Raw genomic sequence first — 16,837 nt, 5'->3', positions numbered from 1 at the left:
TCCGGTGACCCGGCCACGGATGCGCGGATCCGGGCGCCTTTCGCCTGAACGACGTTGCTCCGGTTGCCGCAATCCACCGCATCCGATCACCCGCGCGGCGGGGAATGCCCTACATACTCTCCCCGTTCACCGGCATCCCCAAGGAGCTGACATGCCCCCCGATCAGGCCCTGGGCGTCGCCACGGCGGTGGCGTCCCACGGCGGACCGCCCGGTGGGCGCGCCGCGGGCCCCGCGCGTGCCGCCGTGCCGTCCCGGTCCGTGCAGGTGCGCCGGATCGATGCCGATCTTCCCCGTACGGTGCACGAGCGGCTGACCGGGCTGCTGTCCCGGCGTGTCGCCCGGGCCGTCGCGGTGGACGCGACGTTCGGCCGTGACGTCGCCGAGCGCGTCGCGCGGTTCACGCTCGGCGGCGGGCGGCGCCTGCGTCCGCAGTTCCTGTGGTGGGGGCTGCGCGCCTGTGGTCCGCCCGACGACGAGCAGGTCGAGGCGGCGTTGCGGCTGAGCGCGGCGCTGGAGCTGATCCAGACCTGTGCGCTCGTGCACGACGACGTCATGGACCGGGCGACGACCCGTCGCGGGCGGCCCGCCCTGCACGTCGACCTGGCCGCGCGGTACGGGCCGCAGGGCTCGTCGGACGCCACCCGGTTCGGTGAGTCCGCGGCGGTGCTCGCCGGTGATCTCGCGCTGGCCTGGGCCGACGACGAGGCGGCCGCCCTCGAACTGACGGGCCCGCGGGCCCGTCGGCTGCGCGAGACGTGGTCGCAGATGCGTCTCGAGATGGTCGCCGGGCAGTACCTGGACGTCCAGGGCGAGCACACCCGGAACCGGTCGCCGCGCCAGGCCCTCGACGCGGCCTGCCTGAAGACGGCGCTGTACACGGTGGAGCGCCCGCTCCAGCTGGGGGCGATCCTCGGCCGCGCGGACGACGCCACGCTGCGGGCGCTGTGCGCGGCGGGCCGTGGCGCGGGGCTCGCCTTCCAGCTGCGCGACGACCTCGACGACGCGTTCGGCGATCCGGTCCGCCGGGACAAGCCGGCCGCCGGTGACCTGCGGACCGGCAAGCCCACGTACCTGATGGCGCTGGCCCACGCCCGCGCCGAGCGGGACGGCGACCACCGCGCCCTGGCGATCCTGGGCCGGTCGGGGCGGCAGGTCCTGGACGACGCCGACCTCGACGACCTGCGGTACGTGCTCGAACGCACCGGCGCCCGGCAGCTCGTGGAGGACCGGATCCGTGCCCTGATCGCCCGCAGCGCCCGCGATCTGGAGTCCGTGCCGCTCGACCCCGTGGCCCACGAGCGGCTGCGTCTGCTGCTGCGGCAGGTGGCGGGCACGCCCACGGCGCCGTGCCCGGCCGCCGCCGCGACCGAGGGAGCCGCCCGGTGAGGACCGTACGCGGCAGGACGGATCATGTGGTCGTGGTGGGCGCGGGCCTGTCCGGCCTGGCCGCCGCCCTCCATCTGCTGGGCGCGGGGCGGCAGGTCACGCTCGTCGAGCGGGACGACGAGCCCGGTGGCCGGGCGGGTCTGCTGGCCCGGCAGGGCTATCGGATCGACACCGGCCCGACCGTGCTGACCATGCCCCACCTGGCCGACGAGGCGTTCGCCGCCGTCGGGGAACGCCTCCGCGACCGGGTGGACCTGGTCGCCCTGCACCCCGCCTACCGCGCGTCGTTCGCCGACGGCAGCTCGATCGACGTGCACACCGACGGGCACGCCATGGAGAGCGCCGTCGAGGAGTTCGCCGGGCCCGCGGCGGCGGCCGGCTATGTGCGGCTGCGGCGCTGGCTGGAGCGTCTGTACCGGGCGCAGATGAAGCACTTCATCGACACCAACTTCGACTCGCCGCTGCAACTGCTCACCCCCGACCTGGCCCGGCTCGCCGCGCTCGGCGGCTTCGGCCGCATGGACGCCCGGATCGGCCGGTTCATCGAGGACGAGCGGCTGCGCCGCGTCTTCTCCTTCCAGTCGCTGTACGCGGGTGTGCCGCCGGCCCGCGCCCTGGCGGCGTATGCCGTCATCGCCTACATGGACACCGTCGCGGGCGTCTACTTCCCGCGCGGCGGCATGCACGCGCTGCCGCGGGCGATGGCGGACGCCGCCCGCGCGGCGGGGGCCGACCTGCGGTTCGGCCGGACGGTGCGCAGCCTGGAGCGCTCGGGCGACCGGATCACCGCCGTGGTGACGGACAGCGAGCGGATCCCGTGCGACGCCGTCGTCCTGACCCCCGATCTGCCGATCGTGCACCGGCTGCTGGGCCGCGCCCCGCGCCGGCCGGTCGCGCTGCGGCACGCCCCGTCGGCGGTGATCCTGCACGCCGGGACCGACCGCACGTGGCCCCAGCTGGCGCACCACACCATCTCGTTCGGCGCCGCCTGGCACGACACGTTCGACGAGCTGACCCGGCGCGGCCGGCTGATGAGCGATCCGTCGCTGCTCATCACCCGGCCCACCGCGACCGACCCGACGCTGGCGCCGCCCGGCCGGCATCTGCACTACATCCTGGCGCCCTGCCCGAACACCGACATCGGGCCGAGTCCCGCCCAGTGGGGGGATCTCGCGCCGCGCTACCGCGCCGAGCTGCTGGCCGAGCTGGAGCGGCGCGGCCTGGACGGCATCAGCGACGCCATCGACGAGGAGTGCTTCGTCACCCCCGCCGACTGGCACGCCCAGGAGCACGCGGCCGGCACCCCGTTCTCGGCCGCGCACACCTTCGCGCAGACCGGGCCGTTCCGGCCCCGCAATCTCGTGCGCGGCACGCGGAACGCGGTGCTGGCCGGGTGCGGGACGACACCCGGTGTCGGGGTTCCCACGGTGCTGCTGTCCGGAAAGCTCGCCGCCGCCAGGATCACGGGCTTGCGCGGCAGCGCGCCGGCCCGCTCCCGCTCCCGGCACGACACCCTTGGAGGGGCACCCCTGTGACCGCGCGAGAACTCGATGCCGCGGGCATCACCGACCCCGGCCTGCGCAGCGCCTACGCGCGGTGCCGGGAGCTCAACGCCCGCCACGGGAAGACGTACTTCCTGGCCACGCGGCTGCTGCCCGCCCACCGCAGACCCGCCGTGCACGCCCTGTACGGATTCGCCCGCTGGGCCGACGACATCGTCGACTGCCACGGCGCGGACACCACCGTTGCGGAGCGCGCCGCGGCGCTGGAGCGGCTGGCGGCGCAGCTGCGGCACGGGCTCGCCACGGGGCACGGCGACGAGCCCGTGGTGCGCGCCCTCGCCGACACCGCGCACCGGTACGCGATCGACCCCGCGCACTTCCAGGACTTCATGACGGCGATGCGCGACGACCTGACGGTGACGGACTATCCCGGGTACGCCGATCTGCGCCGCTACATGCACGGTTCGGCGGCGGTGATCGGGTTGCAGATGCTTCCCGTGCTCGGGACGACGGTGCCCCGCGCGCAGGCGGAGCCGCACGCCGCCGCGCTCGGGGTGGCGTTCCAGCTCACCAACTTCCTGCGGGACGTGGGCGAGGACCTCGACCGGGGGCGCGTCTACCTGCCCGCCGATCTGCTGGCCGCGCACGGCGTCGACCGTGACCTGCTGCGGTGGAGCCGGGACACGGGCGGCCGGGACCGCCGGATCACGCGGGCGCTGCAAGCGTTCGAGGCGCTCACCCGGGACGTCTACCGGGAGGCGGTGCCCGGCATCGCGCTGCTCGACCCGGTGTCGCGGCCCTGCATCCGCAGCGCCTTCGTGCTGTACGCGGGCATTCTCGACGCCGTCGCCGACGACCGGTACAGCGTGCTGCACCGGCGGGCCGTGGTGCCCAGGCGGCGGCGCGCGGTGGTCGCCCTGGACGGTCTGGTCCGCATCGCGCACGCCCGGCTGCGGCACCGCTCCGCCCCGTCGGCGGTCCCGCCCCACCGGCCGGGCCCGCACGGGCCGGTGCGGACCGGACGGGCCCGGCTCGCGGACCGGGAGGCGGTATGAGCAGGCGGCCGTGGTCGGCGCGGATCCCGCTGACCTTCCGCAGGGAGCCCGTCGCGTGGGAGCGGCAGGAGCCCACCTGGCGGCAGGCGCGGCCCGCCGTCATCGAGAGCGCCCTGAAGCGGGCCCAGGCCCGGCCCTCGGGCAACTGGTACGTCGTCGGCGCCGCCGCCGACGTCCCGTCCGACGCGCCCCTGGGCCGCACCGTGGCCGGGCGCGAGCTGGTCCTGTGGCGGGACGCGGACGGCGAGGTCGCCGCCGGGCCCGGTGCCTGCCCGCATCTGGGCGCGCCGCTCAAGGACAGCCCCGTCACGTGCGGGACGCTGGTGTGCCACTGGCACGGGCTCGCGCTCGGTGCGCAGGGCACGGCGGCGTGGCGGACCCTGCCCGTGCACGACGACGGTGTGCTGGTCTGGGTCCGGCTCGACGGCGCGGACCGCGAACAGCCGCTGGAGCGGCCCGTGATCCCGGCCCGCCCGGACCCGGGGCGGTCCGTCGCCGCCGTCTACACCGGTTTCGGGCGCTGCGAGCCGGAGGACGTCGTCGCCAACCGGCTCGATCCGTGGCACGGCGCGTGGTTCCACCCGTACTCGTTCGTCGACCTGCGGGTGACGGACGCGCCGTCCGGTGACGGCGTGGAGGCGGCGGACGACGGGTTCGCGGTGGAGGTGTCCTTCCGGCTCACCGAGCGGCTCGTCGTGCCGGTGCGCGCGGTCTTCACCGCGCCGGAGCCGCGCACGGTGGTCATGCACATCACGGACGGCGAGGGGCGCGACTCGGTCGTGGAGACGCACGCGACGCCGCTGACCCCGGCGGGGCATCCGGCGCCGCGGACCGCGGTGGTGGAGGCGGTGATCGCGACGTCCGAGCGGCCGGGGTTCGCCGTGGCGCGGCTCGCCTCCTTCGCGCTGCGCCCGCTGATGCGCGCGGCGGCCGGACGCCTGTGGCGCGACGACCTCGCCTACGCGGAGCGCCGCTGGGCCCTGCGCACCCGCACCGAGCTGCCCTACTGAGCCGCCGGGCGCCCGCGCGGGGTCACAGGCCCCAGATCCGTGCGACGAAGAAGCCCGCCACCAGGACCGAGCCGACGAGGATGAGCAGCACCCACCAGTAGGGGTGTTCCCAGATCCCGCCGTCGGCGCGTTCCTGGTGCGCTTCGGCGATGGAGCCCTCCGCCGGCGGGGTCTCCGACGGCGGCACGTGTGAGGTGGTCATGTCTCCACGGTCCTCCTCATGGCGGGCGTGCGCACCCGGGGGCGGACGCCCGCGGTTCAGGGGCGGACCAGGCGGCGCAGCGCCCACCGGGCGAGGGGCGCGTAGGCGAGGACGACGGGTGCGGCGCCGGTGAGGGTCAGCCGGGTCCGCGCGCCCGAGCTCCCCCACGGATCGACGGCGTGTTCCAGGAGGAGGCGGACCGGTCCCGTCCGGACGCGCCAGCTCCAGGTCCGGGCGTCGTGGTCGACGGCGGTGACGACGAAGCGGACGGCCGGTCCGACGACGGGGCGCACCCGCCCCCGCATTCCGGGGCGCAGGGCGCCCTCCGCCTCCACCGACCGGATCTGCGGGGCCCAGTCGGGCCAGCGGTCGGGGTGGGCGTACCGCCGCCACACCGTGTCCGCGTCGGCGCTTCCCCGCTCACTCAGTGTCAGTCGCACGCACGCAGCGTGTCACACGGGACGGGCCGCCGGGCACGGCGCCGGGCCCGAAGGGGCCGACGGCGGCGTGGAGTGCCGTGCGGCGCGGGTGGGACAATGTCCGTCCTGGCAGCCCGTACGGCCCTGGCCGCATCGGCGGTGTGCGTCGGCCTGCCCGTCCGTCGCCGCAGCCGGAAGGAAGCACGAACGTGATCAAGTGGGTGTTCCTGAGGGCCGGGCAGCGCCCCGTCCCCCGGCCCGTGGCGACGCCGCTGGTGTGGTCGGCCGCCTGCGCCACCGCGCTGCTGTTCGTGGTCCTGCTCAACACGCTCGCGGGGCAGACCCGGCCGCTGCTCGCGCTCACCGTGCTGTCCGTGCTCGCCACCCTGCTGGGCTTCTTCGCCCGCTTCACGGCGGCGCCCGGCACCGCCGTGCTGTGCTGGCTGTTCCTGAACGGCTTCGGGATCCCGCCCGCGGGCACGCTCACCTGGACCCCGGACCGCGACAGCCTCTGGCTCACCTGCCTGCTGGGCGCGACCCTCGTCGGCACGACGGCGGCGCGGGTGGCCCACGCCCGCGCCGCGTACCACTCGCTCGCCCCGGCGGCCGCCGCGCCGACGGCCGCCGCGACCGACGAGCCGCACGCCGCCTGACCGCCGGGGGCCGGTCCGGGCCGCGCCCGGTTCAGGCCCCGCCGGACACCGCCGCGAACTCCCCCGCGTGGTGCACCAGCGCCGGGGCCTCGCGCCGCACGTCGCCCGCGTCGATCTGGCCGACCACGAGGTAGTGGTCGCCGAGGCGTTGCCGGGAGACGACCCGGGCGGTGAGCCAGGCCGGGGCGTCGGCCAGGACCGGCAGCCCGTCGCTCTCCCGACGGTGCCGGACGCCCTCGAAGCGGTCGACGCCGCTGCGCGCGAACTGCCGTGCCAGGCCGGTGTTCTCCGCCCCCAGCAGGTGCACGGCGAACCGCTCGGCGCGCTGCACGGCGGCGGCGGTCGACGCGGTGGCCCCGAGGCAGAAGGAGACGAGGGCCGGGTCGAGGGAGACGGACGTGAACGACGTCGCGGTGAACCCCGCCGGGCCGGGGACGGTGATCACGGTGATGCCGGAGGCGTGCCGGCGCAGGGTCCGGCGGAGGACCTCGCCGGCGTCCTCGCGGTCGTCGGGGACCGCGGCCCGCTGAGGGGTCGGCAGAGAGGTGGTGGTCATGGCGCTCGCCTTTCGGTCGGTCGCGGTCGGTGCTGTGCGAGGGGTTCGACGCTGAGGATCGGGCGCAGGCCCGGGTCGGCCCGCAGCCGTTCCAGCCACTGCACGACGGCTGCGGCGGTCGTGCGGTGGGAGGCGTCGTTGAGGACGTCGTGCACGCCGTCGTGCACGACCGCGAGGGCGGCGCCCGGCAGGCGCCGGGCCAGCGCGCGGACCTGGCCGAGCGGCGTCAGTGGATCGGCGGCGCCGTGCAGGAGGAGCGCGGGGACGGCCGGGAGGACGTCCCCGGGCAGGAGGTGTGCGGGGATCGGGCCGGTCAGCAGGCCGCGGCCGAACTCCGCGTCCCGCGACAGCGTGTGACGGTGCGTCGGGCACGAGGTCCGGGCGGCCAGCTCCGCCTCCCAGTCGAGGTCCGGCGCGCCCGCGCCGAGCGCGGTCCCGGCGAGGACCAGTCCGGCGAGCGGCACCTCTCCCCCGGCCCGGGCCGCCGCGCCCAGGGCCTGGAGGGCGCCCGTGTCGCTGCCGACGAGGACGACCGGTGCGGCGGGGGCGGCGCCGAGGACGCCGGTCACCGCGAGGAGCACGTCGGCGGCGTCCTGCCGGGGTGTGGTGTCCAGGGCGTGCACGACGTACCCGTCGGCGGACAGCCGGCGGCCGAACCGCTCGTAGACCGGGCCGTGTTCGCCGCGTCCGGGGAGGACCACGAGGGTGCCGCGCGGGGCGACGGGGGCGGGGGGCCGCCAGGTGTGGGCGGTGGCGGCCGGGGCGGCGTGGGTCATCGGGTGCTTCCCGCGGGGGTGAGGGCGGCGCGGTGGGCGAGTTCCTGGCGGACGAGGGGCAGCAGGTGGCGCCCGTAGTCGATGGCGTCGTCCAGCGGGTCGTAGCCGCGGATGAGGAGGGTGGTGGCGCCGATGTCGACGTAGTCGAGCAGGGCCCGCGCCACCGTCTCGGGGGTGCCGACGAGGGCGGTGGTGTTGCCGCCCGCGCCGGTCGCGGCGGCGGTCGGCGTCCACAGGCAGCGGTCGTGCAGGTCGGCCTTGGCGGCCGCGGCGAGCAGGCGCCGCGAGCCGGTGTTCTGCGGCGCGGCCTTCCCGTCGGTGAAGAACGCGCGGCCCGGTCCGGCCTTGATCGTGTCGAGGATGCGGTGGGCGCGTTCCCAGGCGAGCTCCTCGGTCGCGGCGAGGATCGGGCGGAAGGAGACGCTGATGCCCGGGGCCTCGGTGCGGCCCGCGGCCTCGGCGGCGGCGCGGACGGCGGCGATCTGCTGGGCGGTCTCGGCCAGCGGCTCGCCCCACAGCGCGAAGGTGTCGGCGTGCTTGCCGCCGACCCGGTACGCGGCCTCGGACGAGCCGCCGAAGTAGAGCGGGATGCCCGATTCCCGGTACGGCAGCACGCCGGGCGCGTAGTCCTCGAAGCGGTAGTGGCGGCCCTCGTGGCCGAACGGCGCGTCGGCGGACCAGGAACGCCGCAGGATGCCCAGATACTCGTCGGTGCGGTCGTAGCGCTCGTCCTTGTCCAGGTAGTCGCCGTCGCGCCGCTGTTCGACGTCGTGGCCGCCGGTGATGGTGTGGACGGCGACCCGCCCCTCGGTGAAGTGGTCGAGGGTGGCGAAGGCGCGCGCGGCGAGCGTCGGGGCGATGACGCCGGGCCGGTGGGCGATGAGCAGGCCGAGGCGTTCGGTGCGGGCGGCGACGTACGCGGCGACCTGGGGGCCGTCGGGCCGGGTGGAGCTGTAGCCGATGAGGATGCGGTCGAAGCCGGCGTCCTCGTGGGCGCGGGCGAAGCGGGCGGTGTAGGCCGCGTCGATCACCGGGCCGTGGGCCGGCCGGCTCTCGGAGCCGTCCTGGGTGCCGATCATGCCGATGAACTCGACGGACGTGGCCGGGGGCGGGGTCGTGGTCATGGGGTGTCCTTCGCTGCGAGGGGGTGCCGGTCGAGGGCCGCGCGGCCGGCGGCGGTGAGGAGGAAGTCGTCCTGCGGGGTGTGGATGCGGCTGCACAGCACGTCGCGGTAGTGCCGCTGGAGCGGGTTGGCGCGGGTCAGGCCGTGGTTGCCGGTGAGCTGGAGGGCCTGTTCGACGGCGCCGATGGCGGCGCGGGTGCCGAGGAGTTTGGCGGCGCCCGCCTGTCGGGGGGCGTCCGGGTCGCCCGCGTCGACGCGGGCCGCGAGCGCGTCGACCAGGACCGCGGCGCCGGTCAGCGCGGTCTCGATCTCGCCGACGGCGCTCTGGAAGCGGGGCAGCGTCGCCAGCGGGGCGCCGAGTCCCGTGGGGACGCGTTCGTGGAGGAAGCCGACGAGCCAGTCGCGGGCCGCCTCGGCGACGCCCAGGTACAGGGCGGTCAGTCCGAGCGCGCCCCAGGCGCCGCCCACCGCGTCCGGCGTGGCGGGGCCGGGGGCGCCGAGCGCCACGACCTCGTCCACGGGGACGCGTACGCCGTCGAGGAGCACGTCGTCGCTGCGGCTGGCCCGCAGTCCGACGTGGTCCCAGGTGGGGTCGACGGTCAGCCCCGGGCTGTTCCGGCGGACCAGGAACGAGCCGACGCGGACCGGGTCCTCGTCGGTGCGCGCGTGGACGAGCATGCGGTCGAGTCCGACGGCGCCGGTCGAGTAGATCTTGCGGCCCGTCAGTTCCCAGTGGTCGCCCGCGCGGCGGGCGGTGGTCGCGGGCAGGCCGCCGCGGACCGGGCTGCCCAGTTCGGGTTCGACGCGCAGCGTGTTCACCAGGGCGGGGCGGGTGGCCGCCGCGTCGAGGAAGTCGGCGTACGCGGCGGCCGGCCAGCTCGGGGTCCGGGCCTCGGCCGCGTGCACGAACAGGGTCATCGCGCTGATCAGGGCGACGGACGGATCGCCCGTGCCGAGGGCGCGCAGGATCCGCACCGTGTCCGCGAGCCCGGCTCCTGGCCCGCCGTGGCGGGTGGCGACGGTCGCGGTGAGCAGTCCCGACGCGTGGACGAGGGCGAGGCCGTCGGCGGGGAAGGAGCCCGCACGGTCGTGGGCGTCGGCGCGGGCGGCGAGCGCGCGGGTGACGTCGGCGAGCCGGTCGAGCCGCGGGGCGGGGAGGGCGGGCGTCTCGACGGCGGCGGGGTCGCGGCGGGTCACGGGGTCTCCGGTCGGCGGTCGGGGGCGAAGAGGTGGCCGGCGTGCCGTGGGGGGCGGTGGCCACCCGGGCGGGGCGCGCTCACGCGGGCACCGCGGCGGGGTCGGCCGCGGCCGTCGCCGCGGGGGCGGAGCGCACCAGGTCGATGAGGGCGGCGTAGTCCCGTGCGTCGGCGAGCGGGGAGAAGCCGCGGATGAGGAGCGTGGAGACGCCCAGCGCCACGTAGTCGAGCAGGGCGTCGGCGACCTGCTCGTGACTGCCGACCAGGGCCGTGGAGTTGCCGGCGGCGCCGGTCGTGCGGGCGATCTCGGTCCACAGCCGCTTGTCGTGGACCTCGCCCTGGGCCGCGTACTCCAGCAGGCGCTGGGCGCCGCGCTGTGCGGAGTGGTCGAGGGGGAAGGACCTGCGCAGCTCGCCGAAGCGCTCTTTGGTCAGCCGCAGGATCTCCCGGGCGCGCTCCCAGGCCTCGGTCTCGGTGGCGGCGGTGATCGGGCGCAGGCTCACGCTGAACCGCGGGTCGCGGCCGTGCGGCGCGGCGGCGGCCCGCACCTCGCGGATGCGCTCGGCGATGCCGGCGAGCGGTTCGCCCCAGAAGGCGTAGACGTCGGCGTGCCTGCTGCCGGTGCGGACGGCGTCGGCCAAGGCGCCGCCGAAGTAGACGGGGATCGGCGCGGCCGGGCGCACGGCGGAGAGGCCGCCCCTGACCCGGTAGAACTCGCCTTCGTGGTCGAAGGGTTCGGTGGCCGTCCACTCCTTGCGGACCACGTCGAGGAAGTCGTCGGTGCGGCGGTAGCGGGTCGGCTTGTCGGTGAAGTCGCCGTCGCGCGCCTGGTCGGCGTCGTCGCCGCCGGTGATGACGTGCAGCGCGACCCGGCCCGGATGGAAGGCGTCCAGGGTGGCGAGGGCGCGGGCCGCGAGGGTCGGGGCGACGAAGCCGGGCCGGTGCGCGAGGAGGACGCCCAGCCGGTCGGTGTGCTGGAGGACCTGGTCGGCGACGGTGAAGCCGTCGGGGCTCGCCGAGGAGTGGGCGATCAGGACGCGGTCGAAGCCGGAGGCCTCGTGCACCCGGGCGACCTCCCGCACATATGCGGGCTGGACGACGGGGCCGTCGGCGCGCGGGCCGCTCTCGCTGGACTCGTGGGTGGCGGCGAAGCCGATGAATTCGACGGAACGGGCGGGGGCGGACATGACGAGGTGACTCCTTGGGGTCGAGGAGGGGCGCGGGGCGGTCGGGGAGGCGGGGCGCGGGCGGGGTCAGCGGACGCGGTCGCGCCAGGTCCCGGCGTGGTGGCAGGCGACGGTCCGCCCGGCGGTCCCGGTCGTGCCGGGCTCGGTCCGGCAGGTGTCGTCGGCGAACCGGCAGCGCGGGGCGAACACGCAGCCGAGGGCGTCCGGCCAGGGTGCCCGCCCGGCGTCCGGCCTCAACTGGGCCGGGAGCAGGCGGTGTTCGGTGCGGACGCTGGGGGCGGAGGCGGTGAGCAGGGCCGTGTACGGGTGGCGGGGGCGCCGCAGGACGTCGCCGACGGGGCCCTGCTCGACGAGGCGCCCCCGGTAGAGGACGGCCACCCGGTCGGCGATGCCGGCGAGGGAGGACAGGTCGTGGGAGATCACGACGACGGCGAGGCCGAGTTCGCGGCGCAGCCGGTCGAGGAGGGCGAGGACGAGGTTGCGGTTGGAGGCGTCGAGGGCGCTGACGGGTTCGTCGCTGCACAGCAGCCGGGGCCGGGTGACGAGGGCGCGGGCGAGCGAGACGCGCTGCCGCTGTCCGCCGGAGAGCTGCCCGGGGACGCGGTCACCGATCCGGTCGGCGTCGAGGCCCACGAGCGCCAGCGTCTCGTCGGCGCGCGCGGCCCGCTCCCGCCGGGTGAGGACCCCCGCCACCGTGAGGGGTTCGGCGACGATCTGGCGGACCGTCAGGTCCGGGTCCTGGGAGCGCAGCGGGTCCTGGAACATGTACTGGACCTGTCCCGAGCGGCGGAACGCGCGCAGGGCGCGCCGGTCGAGTCCGGTCAGCTCGCGTCCGCCGAAGCGCACGGCGCCCGCGTCGGGCCGCACCAGGCCGACGGCGGCCCGGGCGAGGGTGGTCTTGCCGGAGCCGGTCTCGCCGATGACGCCGACGATCTCCCCGGCGCGCACGTCGAGTTCGATGCCGCTGAGCACCCGGGTGCGGTGCGCGGCGCCGCGCAGGGCGCCCCGGCGGCCGTAGGAGACTCCGAGGCCGCCGATCTCCAGGAGGGTGTCGGGGGTGGTGGTCACCGGGCGGCTCCTTCGGGGGTGGCGGTGCTCGCGGGGCGCAGGCAGCGGGTGCGCCGGCCGCCGTCCAGGGTGCGCAGGGCGACCGGTCCGTCGACGCACTCGCGGGCCGCGTGGGCGCAGCGGTCGGCGAACCGGCAGCCCGGCAGGTCGGCGCCGGTCTCGGGCGGGAGGCCGGGGATGGTGTCGAGCTCCCTGCGGCCCCAGTCGCCGAGGGACGCCACGCGCAGCAGCGCCTCGGTGTACGGGTGCGCGGGCGCGGCCAACACCTCCGCGGTCGGGCCGTCCTCGACGATCTCGCCCGCGTACATGACGATCACGCGGTCGCAGGACTCGGCGACGACGGCGAGGTCGTGGGTGACGAGGAGCAGCGTGAGGCCGTGTGCGGCGCGCAGGGTGCGCAGCAGTTCCAGGATCTCGGCCTGGATGACGACGTCCAGGGCGGTGGTCGCCTCGTCGGCGATGAGGAGTTCCGGTTCGCAGGAGACGGCGATCGCGATGAGGACCCGCTGGAGCATGCCGCCGGACAGTTCGTGCGGGTACTGGTGGAACAGCTCGTCGGGCCGGTGCAGGCCCACCGCGGCGAACAGTTCGACGGCGCGCCGTCGTGCGGCGGTCCGGCCCAGGCCCCGCCCCACCCGCAGCTGCTCGGCGAGCTGGCGGCCCACGGTGAGCGAGGGGTTGAGGTAGGAGGCGGGGTCCTGGAAGACGGCTGCGACGCGGCGGCCGCGCACCGTGTTCCACTCCCGGCGGGTGAGGGAGGTCAGTTCGGTGGTGTCGGTGCCGTCCGTGGCGAGCGCGACCCGTCCGGCGGCGACCTCGCAGCCCCGCGGGAGCACACCGAGCACGGACCGGCAGGTCAGGCTCTTGCCGCTGCCCGACTCCCCCACCAGGCCGACCGCTTCGCCGCGGGCGAGGGTGAAGGAGACGTCGCGGACGGCGGCGACGGACCGGCCGACCGTGACGTCGAGGCCCTCGACGGTGAGCACGGGCGCCGCGGCCCCCGCTTCAGCCAGTGGTGACACGGCGCTCGGCCTCCTCGGACGGGGTGGACGTCCCGACGGGTGTCCCGGTCCCGGGAGCGGGCCGGCCGGGCGGTGGGCCGGCCGTGGCGCGGGGCGGGGCGTGGGTGCGGGTCACGGGCGCCGCGCCGCCGTCGCGGATCGCGTCCGCGAGCAGGTTGAGCGCACCGACGGTGATCATGATGGCGGCGCCGGGGACGAGCGGCGCCCACGGCTGCTGGGCGAGGTAGCCGAGGTCGGAGGCGAGCATCCCGCCCCAGGTCGGCGCGGGTGCCTTGACGCCGAGGCCGAGGAAGGTGAGCGAGGAGACGACCAGCAGGGCCTGGCCCGCCACCTGTGCGGTGGTCACCGCGATCGTCGGCAGGATCCTGCCCCAGACGTGGGTGCGCAGGATCCAGCGGCGGGAGGCGCCCATCAGCTCGGCGGCCTCCACGTACTGCGCCCGCTTCAGGCCGAGCGCGGCCGCCCGGGTGACGCGGAAGTACAGCGGGGCGAAGAGGGCGCCGAGGGCGAGCATGGCCTGGTGGACGCCGTTGCCGAGGGCGCCGACGACGGCGATCGCGAAGACCGTGAACGGCATGATCATCAGCGTGTCGGCGGCCCGCTGCGTGCTCCATTCCACGGCGGGGCCCAGCCAGACGGAGGCGAGTCCCGGCAGTACGCCGATCAGCAGGGCGGCGCCGACGGCCTCCAGGGCGCCGCCGATCGACAGGCCCGTACCGGACACGACGCGGCTCAGGACGTCCCGGCCGAGGTAGTCGGTGCCGAGCAGGTGGGCGGCGCTGGGCCCCTGGAGCATGTCGGCGGGGTGCTGCGCCAGCGGGTCGCCGGGGGCGAGGGTGCCGCCCGCGACGGCGAGCACCGCCACCGCGGCGAGCACGGCGAGGGCGATCCTGGCCGAGCGCTGCCGCCAGGTGATCCGGAGCACCCTCATGCCGCTCCCTCCTTGCGCGCGGTGCGCCCGTCGCGGCGGGCCGCCGGGTCGAGGGCGCCGAGGGCCGTGTCGACCGCGATGTTCGCGACCAGGACGACGGCGACGGTGACCAGGAGGGTGCCCTGCACGACGGGGATGTCGTGCCGTTCGGCGGCCTGGAGGGAGAGTTGCGCGATGCCGGGCAGGTTGAAGATCTTCTCGGTGACGACGGCGCCGCCGAGGATGACCGGGACACTCATCCCGAGGACGGTGAGGGCGGGTCCCGCCGCGTTGCGCAGCACGTGTCCGAACAGCACCCGGCGGGCGGAGTATCCGCGCATCTCGGCGCCGACGACGTAGTTCTCGCGCAGCGCCCCGACCAGGGAGGTGCGCAGTTGCCGGGCGAGGGAGGCGGCGGCGTCCAGGCTCAGCGCGAGGGCGGGCAGGATCGCGTAGCGCAGCCAGGGGCCGGCGCCCGCGTCCAGCGGTGCGTAGCCGCCGGTGGGCAGGGCGCCGAACTGGACGGCGAAGACGACGATCAGGACGATGCCGATGAGGAACGGCGGCAGGGTGGCGAGCACCGAGCAGACGAGGGTGACGGCCCGGTCGACGCGGCCCCCGGCGTGCAGGGCGGCGGCGATCCCCGCGCCGCCGCCGACGACCACGGCGAGCAGCAGGGCGAGTCCGGCGATGGACAGATCGACGGGGAGGGCCTGGGCGATGCTGTCGGCCACCGGCACTCCGGTGAACCACGAGGTGCCGAGGTCGCCGCCGAGGGCGTGCCCGAGCCAGCTCGCGTACTGCGCGGGCAGCGGCCGGTCGAGGCCGAACTGGGCCTCCATGCGGGCGATGTCGGCCGGGGTGGCGAGGTCGCCGAGGACGGCGGCGGCCGGGTTGGCCCGGGAGAGCGCGCCGAGGGCGAAGGTCAGCAGGGAGGCGAGGAGGAAGACGGTGGCGGTGGTGGCGGCGGCCCGGCCGAGCGGGCGGGGCGCCGCGGCGAGGCGGGCGAGCGGCCGGGCGCGCCGGCCGCCGAGGGCGGGTGCGCTCATCCGACGGTCACCCCGTCGAAGCGCTGGACGACGGTGTAGGCGGGGATCTCGGAGACCTCCGGGCTGCGGGCGAGGATGCGCGGGACGGTGTACAGGAACACGTTCGGCATGTCCCGCACCGCGATGCCGGTCGCCCTGCGCAGCACCTCGGGATAGTCGGGCGCGTCCAGGGGGGTGCGGCGGACGGCGTCGAGGGCCTTCTCCAGGTCGGGCGAGGTGGTGCGCCCGGGGTTCATCAGGCCCTCCTTGCCGAAGAGCACCTGGAAGGCCTGGGCGGCGGAGTCGCGGCCGGCGAACTGGTCGACGACGAGCGCCTTGGCCCGCTGGATGTAGACGATCTGGGTGGCCTGGTCGGCGGGGATGGTCTCGATGGTGGCGGTGATGCCGACCTTCTTCAGCTGGGCCTGGATCAACTCCGGTACGCCTTCGGCCTTCTGCGTGGTGAGGGTGAGCTTCAGGCCGTCCGCGTGGCCGGCCCCGGCGAGGAGTTCCCTGGCCTTCTTCGGGTCGTACGGGAACAGCTTGTCGAGGGCGTCGTCGTGGCCCGCGTAGCCCTGGGGGAAGGGCTGGCGGGTGGTCTCGCCGTAGCCGAAGGAGGCGGTCCTCAGCAGTTCCTCGCGGTCGATCGCGTACTTCAGGGCGAGGACGACGTCGGGGTCGGTGAACGGCTCGCGGCCGTTGTGCACGTCGAGGACGGCCACCACCATGGACGGGATGACCTGCACCTTCAGTCCGGCCGCGCGGGCGGCCTTGACCTGGCTGCCGGGGATCTGGGCGACGTTGTACTGGCCGGACCTGAGCGCGGCGACGACGGTGGAGGGCTCCGGGAGCGGGTACAGCTCGAAGTTCTCCGTCCTGATCCGCTTCGCGTCCCAGTAGGTGCGGTTGCGTGCGAGGACGGCCTTGGAGTTCTCCACGTAGGAGACGAGCGTGTACGGTCCGGCGCCGGCCGGCTTCGTGGCCAGGCTCGTGGGGTCCTTCTCGAAGACCTTCGGGTTGACGATCATCCCGGTCTTGCCCGCGAGGAGCGCGGGGATCTGGAAGTCGGGTGCGGCCAGGCGGAGTTCGACGGTGTGCGCGTCCAGGGCGCTGATCTTCTCGACGCCGGTCAGCTGGGAGGCGACCAGGGACTTCGCGTCGTCGCGCCCGCGTTCGAGGCTCTTCTTGACGGCCGTCGCGTCGACCGGGCTGCCGTCGGAGAACGTCGCGCCGGGGCGGAGCGTGAAGGTGACCGCCGTGCCGGCGTCGTCGTACTTCCACGACGTGGCGAGCGCGGGGACGGCGTCGCCCTTCGGGTCGAGCTGGGTCAGGCCCGCGTAGACGAGGGAGAGGGAGTGCACGTCCCAGCCGGCCGAGGAGGTGACGGGGTCCCACGAAGTGGGCAGGTCCCAGCCCCACTTGAGGGTTCCGCCGCCGCTCCTGGCCGTCGAGGTGGACTGTCCGCCGCAGGCGGTCAGGGCGAGGGAGGCCCCGGCGGCGAGGGAGACGCCGAGGAAGGAACGGCGGGCGAGCGGGCGGGCGGACGGTGGCGTCGAGGGCTGCCGGGGGACGACGGGCGGATGGAACGCAGGCATGGGAGCACACCTTTCTGACCGCGCGTCGCCGGACGCGGGCGCGGGCAGGTCGTGGGACGCCCGGACGGCGGGGCGCGGGCACCGGGGGTGGAGGGCCGGGGAACGGGGGCGCGGCACGGGGCCGCACCACCGCGGGCGGTCGTGGAAC

The 16,837-nt window shown here is 76.0% G+C and carries 17 protein-coding genes; 5 read left to right on the top strand and 12 right to left on the bottom strand.

Annotated features, from left to right (window positions below):
- Positions 1-151 precede the first annotated feature (151 nt).
- Genes ACIP5K_RS15855 through ACIP5K_RS15840 form a run of 4 tightly spaced genes read left to right on the top strand, consistent with a single transcriptional unit; the run spans position 152 to position 4,954 of the window.
- Positions 152-1,387 carry a polyprenyl synthetase family protein gene (locus ACIP5K_RS15855; RefSeq protein WP_401409764.1) on the top strand — a complete coding sequence of 412 codons (1,236 nt, stop codon included), beginning with the start codon at positions 152-154 and terminating at the stop codon, positions 1,385-1,387.
- Positions 1,384-2,922 carry a phytoene desaturase family protein gene (crtI, locus tag ACIP5K_RS15850; protein WP_401409762.1) on the top strand — a complete coding sequence of 513 codons (1,539 nt, stop codon included), beginning with the start codon at positions 1,384-1,386 and terminating at the stop codon, positions 2,920-2,922. The genes ACIP5K_RS15855 and crtI overlap by 4 nt, the downstream gene beginning before the upstream one ends.
- A complete protein-coding gene (locus ACIP5K_RS15845) occupies positions 2,919-3,944 on the top strand; it encodes a phytoene/squalene synthase family protein (protein WP_401409761.1) in 1,026 nt (341 codons plus the stop codon). The genes crtI and ACIP5K_RS15845 overlap by 4 nt, the downstream gene beginning before the upstream one ends.
- A complete protein-coding gene (locus tag ACIP5K_RS15840; protein WP_401409759.1) occupies positions 3,941-4,954 on the top strand; it encodes a DUF5914 domain-containing protein in 1,014 nt (337 codons plus the stop codon). The genes ACIP5K_RS15845 and ACIP5K_RS15840 overlap by 4 nt, the downstream gene beginning before the upstream one ends.
- A 22-nt stretch (positions 4,955-4,976) precedes the next feature.
- On the opposite strand, the gene ACIP5K_RS15835 is transcribed toward ACIP5K_RS15840, so the two are convergent.
- Together ACIP5K_RS15835 and ACIP5K_RS15830 are read right to left on the bottom strand one after the other, a co-directional pair.
- Positions 4,977-5,156 (bottom strand): DUF6480 family protein, encoded by a 180-nt coding sequence (locus tag ACIP5K_RS15835; protein WP_401409757.1) that lies wholly within the window; start codon positions 5,154-5,156, stop codon positions 4,977-4,979.
- A gap of 56 nt (positions 5,157-5,212) precedes the next feature.
- A complete protein-coding gene (locus ACIP5K_RS15830) occupies positions 5,213-5,596 on the bottom strand; it encodes an SRPBCC family protein (protein ID WP_401409755.1) in 384 nt (127 codons plus the stop codon).
- A gap of 188 nt (positions 5,597-5,784) precedes the next feature.
- Here ACIP5K_RS15830 and ACIP5K_RS15825 point away from each other — a divergent pair, with 188 nt between their 5' ends.
- Entirely contained in the window at positions 5,785-6,228 is a 444-nt protein-coding gene (locus tag ACIP5K_RS15825; protein WP_401409754.1) for a hypothetical protein, read from the top strand.
- Between the two features lie 31 nt (positions 6,229-6,259).
- On the opposite strand, the gene ACIP5K_RS15820 is transcribed toward ACIP5K_RS15825, so the two are convergent.
- From ACIP5K_RS15820 to ACIP5K_RS15775, 10 genes are all read right to left on the bottom strand, one after another.
- Positions 6,260-6,784 (bottom strand): flavin reductase family protein, encoded by a 525-nt coding sequence (locus tag ACIP5K_RS15820; protein WP_401409752.1) that lies wholly within the window; start codon positions 6,782-6,784, stop codon positions 6,260-6,262.
- Positions 6,781-7,560 (bottom strand): alpha/beta hydrolase, encoded by a 780-nt coding sequence (locus ACIP5K_RS15815; RefSeq protein WP_401409751.1) that lies wholly within the window; start codon positions 7,558-7,560, stop codon positions 6,781-6,783. The genes ACIP5K_RS15820 and ACIP5K_RS15815 overlap by 4 nt, the downstream gene beginning before the upstream one ends.
- A complete protein-coding gene (locus tag ACIP5K_RS15810; protein ID WP_401409750.1) occupies positions 7,557-8,684 on the bottom strand; it encodes an LLM class flavin-dependent oxidoreductase in 1,128 nt (375 codons plus the stop codon). Before ACIP5K_RS15810 ends, ACIP5K_RS15815 begins: the two co-directional genes overlap by 4 nt.
- The gene (locus ACIP5K_RS15805; protein WP_401409748.1) at positions 8,681-9,880 is read right to left on the bottom strand and encodes an acyl-CoA dehydrogenase family protein; all 1,200 of its coding nucleotides are present in this window, start codon (positions 9,878-9,880) and stop codon (positions 8,681-8,683) included. The genes ACIP5K_RS15810 and ACIP5K_RS15805 overlap by 4 nt, the downstream gene beginning before the upstream one ends.
- 79 nt (positions 9,881-9,959) lie before the next feature.
- Positions 9,960-11,066, bottom strand: a complete 1,107-nt coding sequence (locus ACIP5K_RS15800) for an LLM class flavin-dependent oxidoreductase (protein ID WP_401409746.1) — start codon at positions 11,064-11,066, stop codon at positions 9,960-9,962.
- A gap of 66 nt (positions 11,067-11,132) precedes the next feature.
- Entirely contained in the window at positions 11,133-12,134 is a 1,002-nt protein-coding gene (locus tag ACIP5K_RS15795) for an ABC transporter ATP-binding protein (RefSeq protein ID WP_401409744.1), read from the bottom strand.
- The gene (locus ACIP5K_RS15790; protein WP_401409743.1) at positions 12,131-13,156 is read right to left on the bottom strand and encodes an ABC transporter ATP-binding protein; all 1,026 of its coding nucleotides are present in this window, start codon (positions 13,154-13,156) and stop codon (positions 12,131-12,133) included. The genes ACIP5K_RS15795 and ACIP5K_RS15790 overlap by 4 nt, the downstream gene beginning before the upstream one ends.
- Entirely contained in the window at positions 13,140-14,087 is a 948-nt protein-coding gene (locus ACIP5K_RS15785) for an ABC transporter permease (RefSeq protein WP_401409741.1), read from the bottom strand. The genes ACIP5K_RS15790 and ACIP5K_RS15785 overlap by 17 nt, the downstream gene beginning before the upstream one ends.
- Positions 14,084-15,115, bottom strand: coding sequence for an ABC transporter permease (locus ACIP5K_RS15780; protein WP_401409740.1), 1,032 nt, complete (start codon positions 15,113-15,115; stop codon positions 14,084-14,086). The genes ACIP5K_RS15785 and ACIP5K_RS15780 overlap by 4 nt, the downstream gene beginning before the upstream one ends.
- On the bottom strand, positions 15,112-16,689 hold the full coding sequence (locus ACIP5K_RS15775) for an ABC transporter substrate-binding protein (protein ID WP_401409738.1): 1,578 nt from the start codon (positions 16,687-16,689) through the stop codon (positions 15,112-15,114). Before ACIP5K_RS15775 ends, ACIP5K_RS15780 begins: the two co-directional genes overlap by 4 nt.
- Between the last annotated feature and the right edge of the window lie 148 nt (positions 16,690-16,837).

This window comes from Streptomyces sp. NPDC088785 (assembly GCF_044750685.1).
Taxonomy (GTDB): Bacteria; Actinomycetota; Actinomycetes; order Streptomycetales; family Streptomycetaceae; genus Streptomyces.
The sequence above is the reverse complement of the archived record's forward strand: the minus strand, read 5'-3'. Positions and strand labels throughout refer to the sequence as shown.